The 16,844-nt window shown below is 62.0% G+C and carries 19 protein-coding genes; 11 read left to right on the top strand and 8 right to left on the bottom strand.

Going from position 1 to position 16,844, the window contains the following annotated elements; all coding sequences use genetic code 11:
* Positions 1–105 precede the first annotated feature (105 nt).
* Entirely contained in the window at positions 106–1,077 is a 972-nt protein-coding gene (locus tag ACYP01_RS13755) for an alpha/beta hydrolase (RefSeq protein ID WP_030536535.1), read from the top strand.
* A gap of 6 nt (positions 1,078–1,083) precedes the next feature.
* Here ACYP01_RS13755 and ACYP01_RS13750 read toward each other — a convergent pair whose 3' ends face one another.
* The 3 genes from ACYP01_RS13750 to ACYP01_RS13740 are packed head-to-tail and all read right to left on the bottom strand — an operon-like array spanning position 1,084 to position 3,357.
* Entirely contained in the window at positions 1,084–1,887 is an 804-nt protein-coding gene (locus ACYP01_RS13750; RefSeq protein WP_054827046.1) for a transglutaminase-like domain-containing protein, read from the bottom strand.
* Positions 1,888–1,945: 58 nt separating this feature from the next.
* Complete coding sequence (locus tag ACYP01_RS13745) at positions 1,946–2,512, bottom strand: nucleotidyltransferase family protein (RefSeq protein WP_037128704.1); 567 nt, start codon at positions 2,510–2,512, stop codon at positions 1,946–1,948.
* A gap of 2 nt (positions 2,513–2,514) precedes the next feature.
* A complete protein-coding gene (locus ACYP01_RS13740; protein WP_019745522.1) occupies positions 2,515–3,357 on the bottom strand; it encodes an alpha/beta hydrolase in 843 nt (280 codons plus the stop codon).
* Positions 3,358–3,503: 146 nt separating this feature from the next.
* On the opposite strand from ACYP01_RS13740, the gene ACYP01_RS13735 reads away from it, so the two are divergent.
* Both ACYP01_RS13735 and ACYP01_RS13730 read left to right on the top strand, forming a co-directional pair.
* Positions 3,504–4,613, top strand: a complete 1,110-nt coding sequence (locus tag ACYP01_RS13735) for a DUF6670 family protein (RefSeq protein WP_459680569.1) — start codon at positions 3,504–3,506, stop codon at positions 4,611–4,613.
* Positions 4,614–4,631: 18 nt separating this feature from the next.
* Positions 4,632–5,207 (top strand): P-loop NTPase family protein, encoded by a 576-nt coding sequence (locus ACYP01_RS13730; protein ID WP_047272030.1) that lies wholly within the window; start codon positions 4,632–4,634, stop codon positions 5,205–5,207.
* Here the strand turns inward: ACYP01_RS13730 and ACYP01_RS13725 are convergent.
* Positions 5,190–5,834, bottom strand: a complete 645-nt coding sequence (locus ACYP01_RS13725) for a formylglycine-generating enzyme family protein (protein ID WP_459680566.1) — start codon at positions 5,832–5,834, stop codon at positions 5,190–5,192. The two genes, ACYP01_RS13730 and ACYP01_RS13725, sit on opposite strands and share 18 nt — an antisense overlap.
* Before the next feature lie 26 nt (positions 5,835–5,860).
* Positions 5,861–7,381: a PucR family transcriptional regulator gene (locus tag ACYP01_RS13720; RefSeq protein WP_232508896.1), complete on the bottom strand. Its 1,521-nt coding sequence runs from the start codon at positions 7,379–7,381 to the stop codon at positions 5,861–5,863.
* Between the two features lie 175 nt (positions 7,382–7,556).
* Here ACYP01_RS13720 and ACYP01_RS13715 point away from each other — a divergent pair, with 175 nt between their 5' ends.
* Positions 7,557–8,021: a nucleoside deaminase gene (locus tag ACYP01_RS13715; protein ID WP_003940577.1), complete on the top strand. Its 465-nt coding sequence runs from the start codon at positions 7,557–7,559 to the stop codon at positions 8,019–8,021.
* Positions 8,018–9,349, top strand: a complete 1,332-nt coding sequence (gene codB, locus ACYP01_RS13710; RefSeq protein ID WP_063315722.1) for a cytosine permease — start codon at positions 8,018–8,020, stop codon at positions 9,347–9,349. Before ACYP01_RS13715 ends, codB begins: the two co-directional genes overlap by 4 nt.
* 94 nt (positions 9,350–9,443) lie before the next feature.
* On the opposite strand, the gene ACYP01_RS13705 is transcribed toward codB, so the two are convergent.
* Positions 9,444–10,295: a mechanosensitive ion channel family protein gene (locus tag ACYP01_RS13705; protein ID WP_007729990.1), complete on the bottom strand. Its 852-nt coding sequence runs from the start codon at positions 10,293–10,295 to the stop codon at positions 9,444–9,446.
* 80 nt (positions 10,296–10,375) lie between these two features.
* On the opposite strand from ACYP01_RS13705, the gene ACYP01_RS13700 reads away from it, so the two are divergent.
* The 4 genes from ACYP01_RS13700 (at position 10,376) to ACYP01_RS13685 (ending at position 14,103) form a co-directional block, all read left to right on the top strand.
* Positions 10,376–11,014, top strand: coding sequence for a DUF2461 domain-containing protein (locus ACYP01_RS13700; protein ID WP_003939783.1), 639 nt, complete (start codon positions 10,376–10,378; stop codon positions 11,012–11,014).
* 428 nt (positions 11,015–11,442) lie between these two features.
* Positions 11,443–12,435 (top strand): ABC transporter substrate-binding protein, encoded by a 993-nt coding sequence (locus tag ACYP01_RS13695; protein WP_007729992.1) that lies wholly within the window; start codon positions 11,443–11,445, stop codon positions 12,433–12,435.
* A gap of 83 nt (positions 12,436–12,518) precedes the next feature.
* Positions 12,519–13,304 carry an alpha/beta fold hydrolase gene (locus ACYP01_RS13690; protein ID WP_042447011.1) on the top strand — a complete coding sequence of 262 codons (786 nt, stop codon included), beginning with the start codon at positions 12,519–12,521 and terminating at the stop codon, positions 13,302–13,304.
* A 70-nt stretch (positions 13,305–13,374) separates the two neighbouring features.
* On the top strand, positions 13,375–14,103 hold the full coding sequence (locus ACYP01_RS13685; protein ID WP_459680561.1) for a Clp protease N-terminal domain-containing protein: 729 nt from the start codon (positions 13,375–13,377) through the stop codon (positions 14,101–14,103).
* A gap of 69 nt (positions 14,104–14,172) precedes the next feature.
* Here the strand turns inward: ACYP01_RS13685 and ACYP01_RS13680 are convergent, their stop codons facing one another.
* Positions 14,173–14,376: a cold-shock protein gene (locus ACYP01_RS13680; RefSeq protein WP_003939930.1), complete on the bottom strand. Its 204-nt coding sequence runs from the start codon at positions 14,374–14,376 to the stop codon at positions 14,173–14,175.
* A gap of 355 nt (positions 14,377–14,731) precedes the next feature.
* On the opposite strand from ACYP01_RS13680, the gene ACYP01_RS13675 reads away from it, so the two are divergent.
* Both ACYP01_RS13675 and ACYP01_RS13670 read left to right on the top strand, forming a co-directional pair.
* Positions 14,732–15,775, top strand: coding sequence for an ABC transporter substrate-binding protein (locus ACYP01_RS13675; RefSeq protein ID WP_459680559.1), 1,044 nt, complete (start codon positions 14,732–14,734; stop codon positions 15,773–15,775).
* 46 nt (positions 15,776–15,821) lie between these two features.
* Positions 15,822–16,541, top strand: coding sequence for a dienelactone hydrolase family protein (locus ACYP01_RS13670; protein ID WP_459680557.1), 720 nt, complete (start codon positions 15,822–15,824; stop codon positions 16,539–16,541).
* On the opposite strand, the gene ACYP01_RS13665 is transcribed toward ACYP01_RS13670, so the two are convergent.
* Positions 16,542–16,844: SDR family NAD(P)-dependent oxidoreductase (locus ACYP01_RS13665; protein ID WP_459680555.1), on the bottom strand; the 303-nt coding region annotated here is incomplete at its 5' end. It lies immediately after the preceding gene.

Genomic DNA, 16,844 nt, shown 5'->3' with positions numbered 1-16,844 from the left:
ATACCCGTCGTGTCATTTTGACGCAGCGTCAGTTATCGTTCACATCAGCAGCCGACAAGTATGTGTAACTCAAATGCACAAAACGGCTTGACCTGGGAGGACGCTATGCGGACGCGAGATTCGACGGTATGGCATTGGAACGTGAGTCCGCGAGCGCGGGTTATCTTCTGCCTGACCAGGACGTTCGTGAAGCCGATGTTCACCCTGTGGCCGACCACCGAACGTGGTATCCGCCAACTCGAGCGACTCGACGCGATGGCGGACAAACTGCCGAAGCCGAAGAACCTCGATATCGAGCCTTTCACGCTGGGTGGTGTGCCCAGCGAGAAGGTGCAGCATCCACGCAAAGCGCAGGGCGAGTTGGCCGGCGCCACGATCCTCTACTTCCATGGAGGGGGATTCGTCTTCTGCGGTCTGGCAACGCACCGGGCACTGTGCGGTTTGCTCTCTGCGAAGGCCGGAGTACCGGTGATCTCCGTGCGCTACCGCCAGCTGCCGGAAGGTTCCATCGGCACCTCCGTCAAGGACGCAATGGCCGCGTACACCGCGTTGCTCGAGACAGCCGAAGACCCGAACAAGATTGTGGTTGCCGGTGACTCGGCGGGCGGATACCTGGCCATGAAGGTCGCCGAAATTGCCGCACTGCGCGGAATCACGCGGCCCGCTGCCGTGGTGGGATATTCCCCTCTTCTCAACGTGAACCTCGAGGACCATGATCCCGATTTCATGAAACGTGATGCCTACCTACCGATGTCACAGGTGGAAAAGCTCAAGGACCGGTGGCTCGAGGGTCCGGACGAGATTCCTGGTGCGCAGTCGCCGATCAACGCCGACGCCAGTCTGATTCCGCCGTCGTTCCTGGTGTCCGCCGAATACGAACTGATGCGTCCGGACGTCGAGATCATGACCGAAAACTTGATCAAGGCAGGACAAGCCGTCGAAACGCACATCTGGAGTGGGCAGATCCATGCTTTCCCGGTGATCGGGAAAGCTCTTCGGGAGGGGAAGGCGATCGTCGATCTCACGATCAAGTTCCTCGAGCGAACGATGGCCTCGCAGAACCAGATCAGCGCCTGACGCTTTTCAGCCGATCGATGTGAGTGTTGCGTAGTCGTCGTTGTCGAGAACGCCGTCGACGACTGCGCGAACTTCCGAGGCGTGCAACGTGATCGAACCGCCGTGATTGTCGAGGAAGGCTGTGTCTGCGGCATCTCGGCCGGTCGAGATGCGCACAAGATTGCTGCGCGGCGCCAATTGCGTTGCATCGACCACGCGCCAGACGTGGTCGATATTGGCTTCGACTACGGCGTGAAAATCCATCGGATCGCAGCCCGGCGCGTAGACGGCCACCAGTCGAGCGGGAATCCCCACGGCGCGCAGCAGTGAGACGGTCAGGTGCGAGTAGTCGCGGCACACTCCGGCGCCGGCGAGCAAGGTGTCGACCGCACTGTCGGTGCCGCGACTGGTGCCGGGAACATAACTCAAATGTGTACTCACCCAGCGAGTGACTTCGAGGAGGAGTTCGGCCGGGGGAGTGGCGAGATCGAATTGCCCGGCGACAAAACCGAAGAACTTGTCGGCCTCGGCATACCGGCTGGGGCGCAGATATTTCGACACGTCGTAGTCGCTGACCGACGCCGGTTCTGCGCGGCCGATGACGGTTGCGTCGTAGCTGACGATCAGTTTGCCTGGGGCACAGTCGAGTAGGTGAATCCGGGTACCGTGTTCGGCGGTGATCTCGCGGGGTTCGAGCGGATTGCCGTCATGGACGAACGACATCGTTTCCAGCAGTTCGACACCCGGCGCGCGCGTCACCGCGATCTTGAACTCCAGGTTGGTCGCCTCGTCGATCTCGATGTCGAGCAGGGCGGCGACGGTACGTTTCATCGGGCCATCTTTACACCGAATACGGACACCCACCACCTGGGAGGATTGTGACGTGCGATCAGGCTTCGGGGTAGTCGACGTCGACGCCGCTGCTGAGGTCGCTGCACTCCACCAACTCGACCCCGTGTTCGCGTAGGTAGGTGTTGGCGCCGCCGTCCCCGGTGAGTGACTTTGCAAGCGTCGGCCAGTGGTCGCGTCCGATCAGGACGGGATGGCCGGGACGGCCGTGAAAGACAGCTCTTCGCAGTATGTTTCGTGATGGGGAGCTGTGACCCACGATCCGCGTCACGGTGTCGGCGTTGAGGTCCGGGACGTCGACCAGAGAGATCGCTGCCGCATCTGCGTCGTCGATTCGCATGGCGGCCTCGAGTCCGCAGCGCAGTGACGCGCTCATTCCGTGTTGCCAATCCGATATCACCACAATGACATCGGTGGTGGGCAGTAGTTCGAGGGCGTCCTCTGCCTGCGCGCCGAGGACCACGATGACCGGTGAGAGGCCTGCGGACTGCAGTGTCGTCACCCCGTGGTGGAGCCAAGACTGACCCTCGGTGTTTGTGACGAGCGCTTTGGGTTTGCCCATGCGGGATCCGGCCCCGGCCGCCAGCAGGATCCCGCACGTAGACATGACTATGCTCCGGTGACCCGCGGACGCAGCCACTCGATCAGATCGTTCAGAACTTCTTCCTGCTCAGGCTCGTTGAAGATCTCGTGGTACAGGCCGTCGTACACCTTCAAGGTGACATCCGAAGAGCCGGCCAGATCTGCGACGAGCTTGCTGCCGGCCGGGTCCGTCAAACGGTCGTCCGAGCCGTGTTGAAGCAGTACGGGAATGGTGAGCGAGGGCAGGCGCGCCGGGAAGCCTTCCGCGGCGGTGATCATGCCGCGCGCGATACCGGCGGGAACCTTGCCGTGGTGAACCAGCGGGTCGGCGTTGTACTTGTCGACGACCTTCTGATCACGCGATACGGCAGCAGCTTCCAGGTTCTCGACGGGCACGTCCGGGAGGTATTTGCCGACGATCTTGCCCAACTGCATCACGATCTTCGGAGTGCCGGTTGCGATGATCACCGCAGGTCCGGACAGGGCGAGGGCTTTGAGATCGGCCTGATGGTCGAGGGCATAGGAAAGGGCGATCGCGCCGCCCATGCTGTGCCCGAGCAGGAACTTGTCCTTGCCGGGATGTGCCGCCGTCACGATCGAGAACAACGTGTGGACGTCGTCGGTGAAGTCGGAGAATTCCTTGAGGTGAACGCGCTTGCCGCCAGAGCGTCCGTGCCCGCGATGGTCGGGTGCATACACGATGAGCCCGAGTTCCCCGAGCCGCGCAGCAACATGGTCGTAGCGCCTCGCGTGTTCGCCGAGTCCGTGGCACAGGACGAGAACCCCGGTGGGTTCGCGGTCCGGTGTCCACACGTCGTAGACGATCTTGGTACCGGCGACTCCGGTGAACGACGACTCTTCGTGCTGCATTGTTGCGCCCTCTCTGCGACCGGTTCCGGTACGCGGATTCTCACATGCTATTCGCCCGGTGGGCAGGGCGCGGGTGTTCAGGGTGTGAGGTCATCGAGGAAACTTCGACACTTGTTTGTTACGACTGGTTACATTAACTTAGGGGCGTGACCGGACAAACCGTTGATCGTTCCGACCCTGTTCCCGCCACCCGCTCGCGCCGATTGTGGCGACCCGCGGTTCGGGCCTTGCTGGACGGCGCGCTACCGCTGATCGACAAGCGAATGGCGGAATCGGTACGCCCGTTCGATCGGCCCGACATGATGCGTCCGCACCTGGCTTCGCGTAAGTTCGCGTGGACGCACTACGGGATCTTCGTTCCCCGGCTGCCAGGGCCTTTCCGTTACCTCAACACCATGACGTTGATCGGTGCAACCGGGACGGTGGTGTTCGACAACGACTATCTCGCTGCACCAGACGCGCGAAACACCGCAACCGTGCTGAGTTCCACCGCAGCGCCGGGCCATCACTTCTACCGGGCGTACGACGCTGCCGATGAGTGTGCGTTCGAAGAAGATGGTTCGCGAATCGCCTTCGGTGACAACCTGATCATCGAGAACAGCTATCCGAACTTCCGAGTCACCGGGCGATACGACTCATTCGACGTCGATCTCGAGATCGTGGCAACGGATCAAGCGTCGTGGTTCGTGCGTAATCCCGTCTACGACCACGTCAGTCTGCTGGCACAGTGCTCCGGAACAATTGCGAGTCCGGATGGACCGGTAAGTATTTCGGGTCCGTGCACCGTCGAGTACGCGCGGTGCATGACACCGCAATCGTTGACTCGCCGCGGGCTTCCCGAGTCGTGGAAGCTCCCGGCCGACTTTTTCACCTACCAGATCGTTCAACTGGACGACCGGCATCAGTTGTTGCTCACCGATGTTCGAGCGTCAGGCGTTACGGCGTGCAAGCTCGCCTACATTCGGACTGTCGACGGTAGTGCGAAGGTCTTCGACGACGTCGAGTTCGACGTGCTCGAGTACGCCGACGCATTGCACGTCGACCCACAGGGTCGCGAGATGCGTGTGCCGCGCGTACTGCGTTGGCAGGTACGCGATCACGGCAGGACGGTCGTGGAGTTCGAGGCCGAGATCGACTCGGAGTGGCGCTACGGTCACGGCAAGGGATACGTCGGCGCGTACACCTACCGGGGAAGCTTCGACGGTGCGTCGATCAACGGTACCGGTTACATCGAATGGGTGGACTGCGAAGTGTAAGGCCCCTAGGGTGTATCGGTGCCTTTCGTAGACCCCGCCGCGCTGACGATTCGTCCGCAGAAGATCCTTGTCGCGGGGACTTCCGGTGCCGGAAAGACGACTCTCGCCGGTCGAATCGGGCGGCTTCTCGAGATCGAACACACTGAGCTGGACTCGCTGTTCCACGGGCCCGACTGGATTCCGCTCGACAGTTTCGAAACCGAAGTACGACGCTTTTCCAGCGAGCCGGCCTGGGTGACCGAGTGGCAGTACGGTGCGGTGCGTGAGCTTCTGGCCGAGCGTGCGGACCTGATGCTGTGGTTGGATTTGCCTCGGCGGACGGTGATGCGCCAGGTGATCACACGAACCGTACGTCGGCGTCTGCAGCGAGAGGTGTTGTGGAACCGCAACATGGAACCGCCTCTGCACACCATTCTCTTCGATCCGGATCATGTGGTTCGGTGGGCCTGGCGAAGCGACGGACGCAACGCCGAGCGAATGGCCACGGTTCTTGTCGATGTGCCGTCGTTGCCGATAGTTCGGCTGCGCAGTCGAGAAGAGATCGAGGCTGTGCTCGAAGTCCTCGGCCGTCTGCCCTCAGATCGTTTGAGCTAGGCGAAATCCCAGGTCGTCGATAGCAAACGTCGGGTGGCTTCGCCGCCTTACGGTAGCGCCGCAACCGCGCTCACTTTCGGCCCAACTGCCGCCGCGGAAGATCCGGTACGTGCCGTAGACCTCGGGGTCGTAGAGATCCCAGCACCATTCCCAGACATTGCCGATCATGTCGTACAGGCCCCAGTTGTTGGGTGCCTTCGTTCCGACGGGACGAGCCCTACCCTCTGAATTGTCGCTGTACCAGGCAATCTCGTCGATCTCGCCGTAGCGGTAGCCGGAGGTGCCGGCCTTGCATGCGTACTGCCACTCGGCCTCGGTGGCGAGCCGGTAGCCAGTTGCGCCCCGGTCCCACTGCGGAGAATCGGTGTCGACGTCTCGATATGCGGGTGTCAGACCGTCCGCGACCGAAAGTGCGTTGCAGGTTGCGATGGCGTCCTTCCATGAAAGGTCGACCGCTGGTTTGCTCGAATCGTCCGACGAATCTCCGTGAAGCGGCGCCCTGGTGGTGAGATGGCGTGCGAGGCGGAAGGATTCGACTTTCGAGGTCCACGCAGTACCTTTGCGGTCGTCCCGAAGGTGCACCTCGCCGGCAGGGATCTCGATCATCAACTCCGCTGCTCCGGTCATTCGTTCATCATCGCAGAGGTTGTCGCTCACCCGGGGAGACGCTCGAACGCTGCTTGTGGATCAAGGCCGGTGCGCATGCGCCATGCGGTCAGCGCAAGCCCGAGGCAGACCACCTGTGCCGGATCGTCGAGGGAAACACCCATCAGCTTCTCGATACGCGTGAGCCGTGCATAAAGCGACTGACGCCGAATGCCGAGGAAATCCGCGGTTCTCGCCTTGCCGCCCCGATGTGCGAGGTACGCGTCGAGCGTTCGGACGAGATCGGCGGAATGTGCTGTGTCGTATGCGATCAGCGAACCGAGTTGCTCGGTTACGAATACGGACAGCGAAGCGGGTGTCGTTCCGGCGGCGAGCAGTCGTTGGACGCCGACGTCCCTCGCGAGGATCACTCCGGTCCGGGTGCCGAAGCGCCGCGCGATCTGGACGACTTCGCGAGCTTGCGCGACCGCAGCCCCGACGCCCGACAGGTCCGCGACCGGCGTCGCCACTCCGAGCGTGCGTACCGCGGAACCGCCCGGCCCGCGGCGTAGCAGTTCGTCGGCTTCGGTGAACGCAGTCCGCACTCGAGCGGGGGATGCGGACGCCCACCCGTGCGCGAGCACGATGACGTGATTGGCCGCAGTCCCGACGACACAGGAGCCGAATACGGCCCGCACGGCGTCGTGTACTCGGTCAGCGAGCTCTCGAACCGGGGTTTGCCGATCGATGTCGACAGCGGCGACGAGGACGTGGTGCCCCTCCGACAACGGCGTCCACCCGGCCGCTGTCAGTCGCTCGGACAAGTCGCCGTGCGATGTGAGCACACCGCCCACCACGTCGGTGATCACCGATTGGGCGAGTGACTGTCTTGGGCCGAGATCGCCGTGACGGCCGAGTTCCAGAGCTACCGCGACGGCGGCGCAGTTTGCGACGGCGGTTCGGCGTGTGGTTGCCGGCCCGCACAGGACAAGTCGACCGAGTGAGTTCGTCGGGCCGCGTACGTCGTGGATAGTGCGTTCGGTCTCGGATCGCTCTGCGCCGGTTGTGCTGCGCTCGACGGTTCTGCCATCCGCGTCGAGCAGATCGACGCCGCACCCCGCGAGTCGTGACACCTTGTCGAGCAGCGCGGTCATGCCCTGGCCCGCCACCACGAGACTCAGAAGTTCTTGCCAGACAGGCTCGCCCGCTTGCGCCGAACCGAGAGTGCGGCGGAGCATGAGGTCGTGAAAGTCTTCGACCATCCGCTCGAAGGGCACTACTGCGTGCAAGGCCAAGAACGCGAGTCCCCGTCGGCGCGAAGCTTCGACGAGTTCGGGAGGGGCCGTGAGGAACGAGCGCCCGACTTCCATCGCGAGTGCGACGCATCCCGCGTCCGCCAATTGGTCGATGTAGGCGGTGAGCTGCTCGGGAGATCGCCCGTGCAGACCGAGGCCCGTGGTCAGAAGGACCTCACCTCCGGACAGCAGCCCACCCATCTCGTACACCTCGGACGAATGGACCCAGCGGACCACCGCGGTATCGATGTCGCCCGCGAGCACCTCGATTGCGGCGGCCTTGAACGAGGGCATCGCAAGAACTTGTCGCAGAGTCGGGAGCATTTCTATATCGTCCGCCGAGGGGGCACTTCGTCATAGAGCTAGTTCTGCCGAACTGACAGGTTGTCCCTTGTCGGGCTGTTACCACCGTGGTCGGATTGTGACACGAGCCACAATCGACGATTTTGGTCAGACTCCAGGAGCGCACATGAATCATCCGGCACACACCGATGAGTATTTTCTCGGACTTGCGATCGAACAGGCGAAGATCGGTTGGGAGGAGGGCGGCGTGCCGATCGGCGCGGCGCTGATTCACCGGGGCGAGGTTCTCGCAGTCGGACGTAACCGTCGGGTCCAGATGAACAGCGCCATCCGTCATGGCGAGACCGACTGCATCGAGCGCGCCGGACGACTGCCGGCCTCGGTGTATCGCGAGTGTGTCCTCTACACGACTTTGTCGCCGTGCTTCATGTGCGCCGGAACTGCGCGCCTGTACGAGATCCCTCGAATCGTGGTCGGCGAAAATCGTTCGTTCGAGGCGTCGGAGGAATGGTTGCGCAGCAGCGGAATTCAGGTCGACGTCGTCGACGACGCGGAGTGTGTGGCACTGATGGACCGCATGCTGGCCGAGCGCCCGAGCCTGTGGCTCGAAGACATCGGCGAAGTTGTATGAGCAGCGCCGTCGAACCTGCCACGGTCGCAGGCGATTCGGAGAGCGCAGGCCCCCCGATCGATCCAGACTATCCCGTCACTCCGGTTCCGCTTCATGCACGAAAGCCGTTCTTCTCGCTCGCAGTCGTGTTGTTGGGGTTCACCATCTTCACGCCGACGATGTTGGCCGGAGCAGCGCTCGGTACCGCGTTCTCGTTCTGGAAACTGATGGTGGTGATCGCCGCCGGATCCGCCATCTTGGGGGTCTACGTCGCCATGATGGGGTTCGTCGGAGCCCGAACCGGACTGACTACAGTTGTGATGGCGCGCTACAGTTTCGGCACTCGCGGGTCCAAGCTCGCTTCGATCCTGCTGGGCGGTACTCAGATCGGCTGGTACGGAGTCATCATCGGCACGATCGGTGATCTCACCGCGCAGGCATTGGGCTGGGAGTCCTATCTCGCGCGGGCGTCGGTGATGATCGCGGCGAGCATCTTGATGTGCGTCACCGCCTGCTACGGCTACCGCGGAATGTACTGGGTTTCGCTCGTCTCGACGCCCTTGATCCTGGCGTTGGCCTGCTGGGTCGTGTTCCGGTCCCTCGAAGAGGTCGGTGGATTTTCCGGCCTGGTCTCGGTTCAACCGCAGACGACCATGACGATCGCGCTCGCAATCACCACTGTCGTCGGCACGTTTGTATCGGCGGGAACGCAAGCGCCCAACTGGACCAGATTTGCTCGCTCCGGATCACAAGCGGTGTGGGCCTGCGTTATCGGGTTCCTCCTCGGAAACGGATTGATGATCCTGTTCGGCGCCATCGGAGCCATCACGTTCCACGAGGGTGACTTCGTGTTGATCCTCTACAACCTCGGGCTTGTCGGCTGGGGCCTGGTCTTGCTGTTCGGAAACCTCTGGAAGAGCAACGCAGACACCGCATACGCATTCGGAGTGGCCGGTGCCGAACTGTTCAGAAAGCCCCGCAAGACCCCGTTCGTCATCGGTGGATGTGTGATCGGCACGGCGCTCGCTCTGACCGGTGTGCACAACCATCTGGTCGACTACCTGAGCCTGCTCGGAACTTTCATCCCGCCATTGGGCGGCGTGATCATCGCTGACTTCCTGTGCCGGTGGCGGCGAGGCATACCCGAGGGGTACACCCCGCAGCCGGTCCACTGGCGAAACCTGGCCGTCTATGCCGTCGCAGCGTTCCTCGCTTGGCTTTCCGGTGAGTTCGAGGTGGGAATCCCGCCGCTGATCGGAATCGTGGTAGCCATTGCACTGACGATGTTCCTGCACAAGGCGTTTGGCAACAGATCGGCTGATCGGGAGGTCTCGACCTCCACCGTCTGAATCATGCTTCAGGCACCAGCGAGCCCCCGGCGGTATCGACCGCGCCGGGGGCTCGCGCACTTGATGGAAAGGGCAGACGCTTCCGTCTCAACCGTCATCGCAGAACAGGCAGGTACGGTGCCTCGATACCCTGCTCTTCGAACGCAGTCAGCGCCGAGCGCGCAAATGCGCGCTGGACTGCCCATTGGCGCCCAGGCTTGACCTGCGCCGTCACTCGAATGGTAATTGCCTCGGCAGTAACCGAATTGACTCCCAGCATCTCCGGCTTGTCGATCATGTCCGCCCTGATCGGTTCGGACTCTGCCGCCTCGAGGACAGCTCGCGTCGCCACCTCACACGCTTTGTGCACGTTCGCATTGTGGGCGATCGGGAGATCGAGAACTGCAGTGGCGTAACCCTGACTCATGTTGCCCACTCGCAGGATTTCGCCGTTGCGGCAGTACCACAAGGTGCCGTTCACATCTCGAATCGTGGTGACGCGCAGGCCCACTGTTTCGACGGTGCCGACCGCGTCGCCGAGATCGACGACGTCGCCGACACCGTACTGATCCTCGAGCAACATGAAGATACCGGAGAGGAAGTCACGCACCAGGTTTTGTGCACCGAAACCGATGGCAAGGCCGATGACTCCGGCGGATGCGATGAACGGCGCGACGTTGATCCCGAGGATGCCGAGAATCTGCAGCACACACCAGACCAGGATGACGATGGACACCGTCGATTTGAGTACCGAACCGATGGTCCGGGCTCGCTGCGATCTGCGCTCGTTCACCTTGGCGTTCGGAGACTTGCGAGGCTTCGACATTCGATCGATCCCGCGGTGCAGTGCGAAGCGCAGAACGACTGCGAGTGCCACGTAGATCGCGATCTCGACGGGTCGGTGAATCAACCAGTCTCGGTTGGTATCGGTCAGTTCCCATGCTTGTATTTCGGAAATCATCTCCATGCAGTCTACGGATTCGGGCCGATCCGGGCATCGGTGCAGGGCAGACGGTCCAAAGCCGAACAGGCAGCTAGGCTTACGCCATGGCTGCGTTCACTGGCATACCCGTTGCTGCACTCGACTTCTACGAAGACCTGGAAGCCGACAACAGCAAGACCTGGTGGGCAGCGCACAAGGAGACGTACGACGAAGTGGTTCGTCGTCCGATGGCGTCGTTGACCGCAGCGTTGGAGGACGAATTCGGCACGGCCAAGCTCTTTCGGCCGTATCGTGACGTTCGATTCTCGAAGGACAAGATCCCGTACAAGACGCACCAGGGAGCGTTCGTCGGTCTCGCCGAGAGCTGCGGCTACTACGTGCAGATCGACGCGGCAGGGTTGATGGTGGCCGGTGGTTTCTACGCCAGCAGTTCGGAGACCATCGCGCGTTATCGTGCGGCTGTCGACGACGACGTTCGAGGGCCGGAGCTCGAGAAGATCCTGGCCTCCGTCGAGAAGGCCGGATTCACGATCGGCGGCGACAAGCTCAAGACGGCGCCTCGCGGATACACGGTCGATCACCCGCGGATCGAATTGCTGCGTCACAAGTCGCTGACTGCTGGTCGTAGTTACCCAAGCCCGTCGTGGCTGGACAGCGCCAGGACATTGAAGGAAGTTCGCACAGCGTGGCGCGCACTGACGCCTTTGGTCGAATGGTCCGGACAGGTGCTCGGACCGAACTGACCGTCCGACAGAAAAGTGTGACGTAGCCGTAGGAGAGTTCACCTCGAGTTCATCAAAACTCGAGACGCCTGAGGCTAGCGTGGTGTGTGTAACCGAAAGTTTCGGCCCCGCTTCGAGTCGCAGCGCCGCAGTTCGAAGCCATTTTCTCTCGATCGACATCGTGAACAACCCGTGTCAGTGGAGACCATCATGGCTATGTTTCTCGCTCTCGTCCTGATCATCTCGGTCCTCGGAATCGTCGGCACCTACCTCGCGTTCAGTGCGGTCTACTTCGTCGAGATGCGCAAACTCGACAAGTAAGGGGTGCGAATTGGCCTGATTCGACTATTTCTGGGCCGATCGCGACGACCCTCCCTGCGTACGCTGTTAGGGCATCCTTATCCGCTCGCAACAGTGGATGATTCATTTCTTTTGGAGGTTCGACACGCATGCCCGCTCAATCCACGCTCTTGCTTCCCGAGGGCTACTCCGACAACCGCCTCGTTTCGGACCTCACACGTCGGCAGTTCGGCTTCGGTGCCGGAATCGCCGGGCTGGGCGCGTTCCTGGCGGCCTGCGGTGACAGCGGGAGCAGTTCGGGTGAAACCGAAATGCGTTCTGTGACGACACCTCTCGGAACGTACGACATTCCTGTCAATCCGAAGAGGGTTGTCGCGATCGACTCGCGGCTCGATCTGGAACCTGCTGTAGCGCTGGAACTTCCGCTCGTCGGCTACACGTACGCCCAGGCGACACCGTGGGTGCCTATCGATTCGTCGGTACCGTTCCTGTCGGAGATCCCCAACCGCGAGCAGATCTTGGCGCTCGAGCCCGACCTGATCGTGTGCCTGAACTACGAGAGCGAGTGGTGGCCGGTGGCCGAGATGTCCACCATCGCACCGGTTCTGACGACAGAGTTCACCGACGACTGGCGCACAAACCTCTCGCGGTTGTCGGGCTGGCTCGGTCGAACGGCCACACTCGATCGATTGACGCTCGACTACGACAATCTGATTTCCGACATCCGCAGTCGTCATGCCGAGAAGATTGCGTCCAAGACCGTCGCCAGTGTCTCGTTCATGCCGGACACGAACACGCTGTACGTCACGAGCATCCGTACCTCCGAGAAGGGCGACAAGCCCAGCGACATGACGCTCGGCGACATCGGTGGCAAAACCGCCACCTCGGAGGGGCTCGATCCCGAGGGCGGCGTCAGCCTCGAAGGCCTCGACGTGCTGGCCGGCGTCGACGGCTTCATGATCACCGAGAACGAGGACAGTGCCGCGTACCAGGCATTGGTGGCGAGCAAGCTGTGGCAGCGACTCCCGGCAGTGCAGGCGGGCAACGTCACCAGTCTGGGTGGCTCTACGTTCTACGGTTCGATCTACACGATTTCGTACGTGGCACAGGGTTGGGATGCCCTGTACAACAAGATCAGCTGAAGCCTCTGCCGACCGGACCGATGAGTTTCGGTAGCGCGGGCGGTCTAATCAGGTAGGCATTGACCAGACCTGAGGAGATCGACGTGCAAACAGAGCAATCCCCTGCGGTAGTGCAATCCCGCGACGGTACGACCATCGCATACGAACGCTCCGGTGCCGGACCAGCAGTGGTCCTGGTCGCCGGAGCGTTCTGCGACCGCGGATGGTTCGATTCCCTGGCTGCAGAGTTGGCGGCGGACTTCACGGTGTATTCGTACGACAGGCGCGGACGCGGGGACAGCGGTGACAGTCGCGCGTTCTCGATCGACGCCGAGGTGGAGGACTTGCGGGCGGTCGTCGCTGCCACCGGTGAAACACCGCTCGTTTACGGATTGTCGTCGGGTGCCGCGCTGGCTTTGGAGGCCGCTGCGCAGGCCGTTCCGATGCGTAAGCTCGCCGTCTACGAGGCGCCGTACATGGACGACGACCAGCGTGACGAGACTGCCCAAAGTGACCTGGAGCGATTGATTGCGGGCGGCGACAGGGAAGGTGCTGTGACGCGTTTTCTGGATCTGACCGGTGCATCCGCGGAGATGGTCGACGAGATCAAGCGGAGTGCCGATTGGCCCGACATGTGCGCCATCGCGCACACCTTGCCTTACGACGTCGCTGTGTGTGATCACGGCTGTCAGTCGCTCGACTGGCTTGCCTCCATTACCGTCCCCACGTTGGTCATGTACGGCGGTGACAGTGGTCAATGGGCACCTGCCTCGGCGACGAGAATCGCTGCAAAAGTCTCGGGGACAAAGACTTTGGAGATCCCCGGTCAGGGCCACGGCGTCGCCGACGACGCTATTGTCCCGGCTCTGCGTGAATTCTTTTCCGGCTGAGCACTGGGCGGCGAAGACGATCGTCAACCTAGGGTTGACGTTTTCGATTGCGTCAACCTATGGTTGACGCATGAGCAAACCAGTGGAAATGATCAACAAGGTTCGACTCGACGACCTCATCGACGCGATCAAGAAGGTGCACACCGATGCTCTCGACCAACTTTCCGACGCCGTGATTGCCGCTGATCATCTCGGTGAAGTTGCAGATCACCTGATCGGCCACTTCGTCGACCAGGCGCGTAGGTCGGGAGCGTCGTGGACGGAGATCGGCGCGAGCATGGGTGTCTCGAAGCAGGCTGCGCAGAAGCGTTTTGTTCCCAAGGCGCCGAGTGATCAGAAGCCGATGGATCCGAACGAAGGGTTCAACCGGTTCACTCCCCGGGCGAAGAACGTCGTCATGGCCTCGCAGAACGAAGCCCGCGCCGCCGGTAACGCAGAGATCCGGCCGGAGCACCTGCTCCTGGGGCTCGTCGAGGAGCCTGCCGGGTTGGCTGCGAAGGCGATAGTGGCGCAGGGGGTGGAGCTCGGATCCGTCCGAGCTGCAGTGGCCGGTGTACTACCGGCTCCGACTTCCGAACTACCAGAACTCATTCCGTACGACGCTCGTGCGCGCAAGGTCCTGGAACTGACGTTCCGCGAGGCTCTTCGCCTGGGCCACAACTACATCGGAACCGAGCACATCCTGCTCGCACTGCTCGAACTCGAAGACGGATCAGGTGTTCTGGCTGATCTCGGAATCTTGAAGTCGGTGGCGGAGTCGAACATCGTTGGAGCGTTGGCCGTCATTCAGGATCAGTGATTCAGAGGTGAATCCGATGCAGAAGAGGGCCGCACCCTTGCGGGTGCGGCCCTCTTCTTGTGTCACTGATCAGACAGCGCGCACATTGGTGGCCTGAGGACCCTTCTGGCCCTGGCCAACCTCGAACTCCACACGCTGGTTCTCGTCGAGCGACTTGTAGCCGTTGCCCGAGATTTCAGAGTAATGAACGAACACGTCCGGTGTTCCGTCGTCGGGAGCGATGAAACCAAAGCCCTTTTCGCCGTTGAACCACTTCACGATGCCCTGTGCCATACCGATACTCCCTACAAACTCGATCCGGGCCCTCACATCGAAGTCCCGATCTCGATATGTCTATCCTCCCACGCCGCGCAAGTCGAACGGTGGGCGACGTGCAAAAGACGGTAATTCGGAAGCTTTCGAGGAGGGAATGGCAACTGATCTTCAACTGATTTTCGATGCTGGAGCGACCCGATCGCCGAAGGCAGGGACTGGTGGCTCGCCCAACTGCCTGCGGTGATAGATCAGCGGGAATGTACTTGTCCGCTCGAGAACGGTCCATTTTTATCGCTCCGATCTCTCGGAATCGCAAACGTAGGAACCCTATGGAAGATGAGGGTGGGCTAACCTCTCTTTCGCTGTGCCCTCGGTGCGCGCAGCAGACGCCGAGAAGGAGAGTGCACACGTGTACGGAACGATTCGCGAATCACCGACGACCGCTGAACTTGTGGACCAGCTCAGCCGCAGTGGGTTCTTCGGGGTCGGCGCAGTGGCAGCGGCCGCCATCCTTGCGGGTTGTTCGACGGCGTCAGATGCCGCAGACGCCGGTGAGCAACGCCAAGTCGTCAATGCGCTCGGCACCACCACGATCTCGGGGAAGCCGGAAAGGATCGTTGTTGCCAGCGACTTCACGGATCTCGAATTCCTGCTCTCTCTCGGCGTTCACCCAGTCGCCTACGGCAATACGGGTGCGTGGGACCGCGGTGCACTGCCGTGGCAGAGCACCGCTGGAATAGCCGATCTCGAAAGCTTCGACACCACAGGCGAAATCAGCCCGGAAATCATCGCGCGCTACTCACCGGATCTCATCATCGGAATGAAGACTTATCTCGAACCGGCAGCCGAGAGGCTCAGCCAGATCGCGCCGGTCATCGCGCTGGACTGGACCACCTCGTGGCGTGACGGCGTCGCCACGGTCGGGCAGGCAGCTTTTGTCGACGAGGCTGCTGCTGCAGCGATCGCCCGGACCGACGCTCTGATCTCCGACACCGCAGCTTCCCTGAACGGCTTGGGTGGCAAGACGATCATGATCGGCTCGATGTACGGCGATCAGTTGTATGTGCAGGGGGATGCCAGTGCGCCCGGGGTTCTGCTGCGCGAACTCGGACTCGACTATCGCGGATACAACGCCGAGCAGATGACTGCGCTGTCGATGGAGCAGGCGGAGGTACTCGCACCCGCAGACATTTTGCTCAGCCTCGCTTCTGATCAGGAAGCGACGACGAGGTTGGAGAACTTCGCAGTTTTCCAGAACCTCCCCGCGGTGAAGGCGCGAGCCTATGCGCCGGTCGAACTTCTGCTCTCGAATGCCTTTGTCGACAATTTCGGTCCACTGAGCGCGCCGTACGCCTTGCCGCAGCTCGCCGAGGTCTTGACCGGGCTTGCGGCGGGCCAGGGAAAACAGCTCCCCTGACCTCGCTTCCGAGCCTATTGACGCCGCGTCGGCCTAGCATCGAAACATGGTGGACATAGATCTGACGGGCCGCGCCGCAGTAGTCGGCGGATCACAACCGCTGCGAGCGATACTCGAAACCCCCACTACCCCCGGCCCGTGGCCGGGGGTAGTGATGATTCACGAGGCCTTCGGGCTCGAGGAGGTGACGCAGCGGCAAGCCAAGCGGCTGGCCGCTGCGGGGTTTTTGACGCTTGCTGTCGACCTCTACAGCGCGGGCGGGGCGAAGCGGTGCCTCGTGCCCACCATGACGTCGATGCTTCGAGGACACGGCAAGGCGTTCACCGACATCGAAGTCGCTCGCAGTTGGCTGGTGGAATCCCCGGACTGCACCGGAAAGATCGGTGTCATCGGATTCTGCATGGGCGGCGGCTTCGCGATGGTCAGCGCCGGAGATTTCGACGCTGCCTCGGTGAACTACGGTCAGCTTCCACGCAAACTCGATGAGGCCGTGGTGGATGCGTGCCCGATCGTCGGGAGTTTCGGAGGCAAGGACTTTTCGCTCCGGGGCGCGGCAGCGAAGCTGGAGACGGCGCTCAGCAATGCCGGTATCGAGAACGACGTCAAGGAGTACCCCACCGCCGGCCACGCGTTCCTCAACGACGCGGAGGCCGGACCCAAGGTGCTTCGTCCTTTGGAGCGCATCCTCGGAATCGGTCCCGATCCTGTTGCAGCGCAGGATGCCTGGAAGCGAATCGACTCGTTCTTCGAGCGCCACCTGGCGTGATCAGCGACTGGTTCTCTCACCGCCGTTGACTGCCAATACCTGACCGGTGATCTGCCGGGCACCCGGTGAGGCCAAGAAATGGACGGCTGATGCGATGTCGTCCGGGGTTCCGGCGCGCTTGGTGCTGGTGGATTCGATCAGCATCGCGCGACGCTCGTCCGTCAGAAAGTCCCGGAAGAACTCGGTGTCGGCGATGTAACCGGGGGAGACGATGTTCGCCGTGATGCCTTCTGGGCCCAGTTCGGCGGCCAGATCGACATTCCACGTCGCAACTGCTGCTTTGGCAGCGCCGTACGCTCCAGC

Source organism: Rhodococcus sp. no. 34, assembly GCF_054589475.1.
This window is presented reverse-complemented; position numbering and strand designations above follow the sequence as displayed.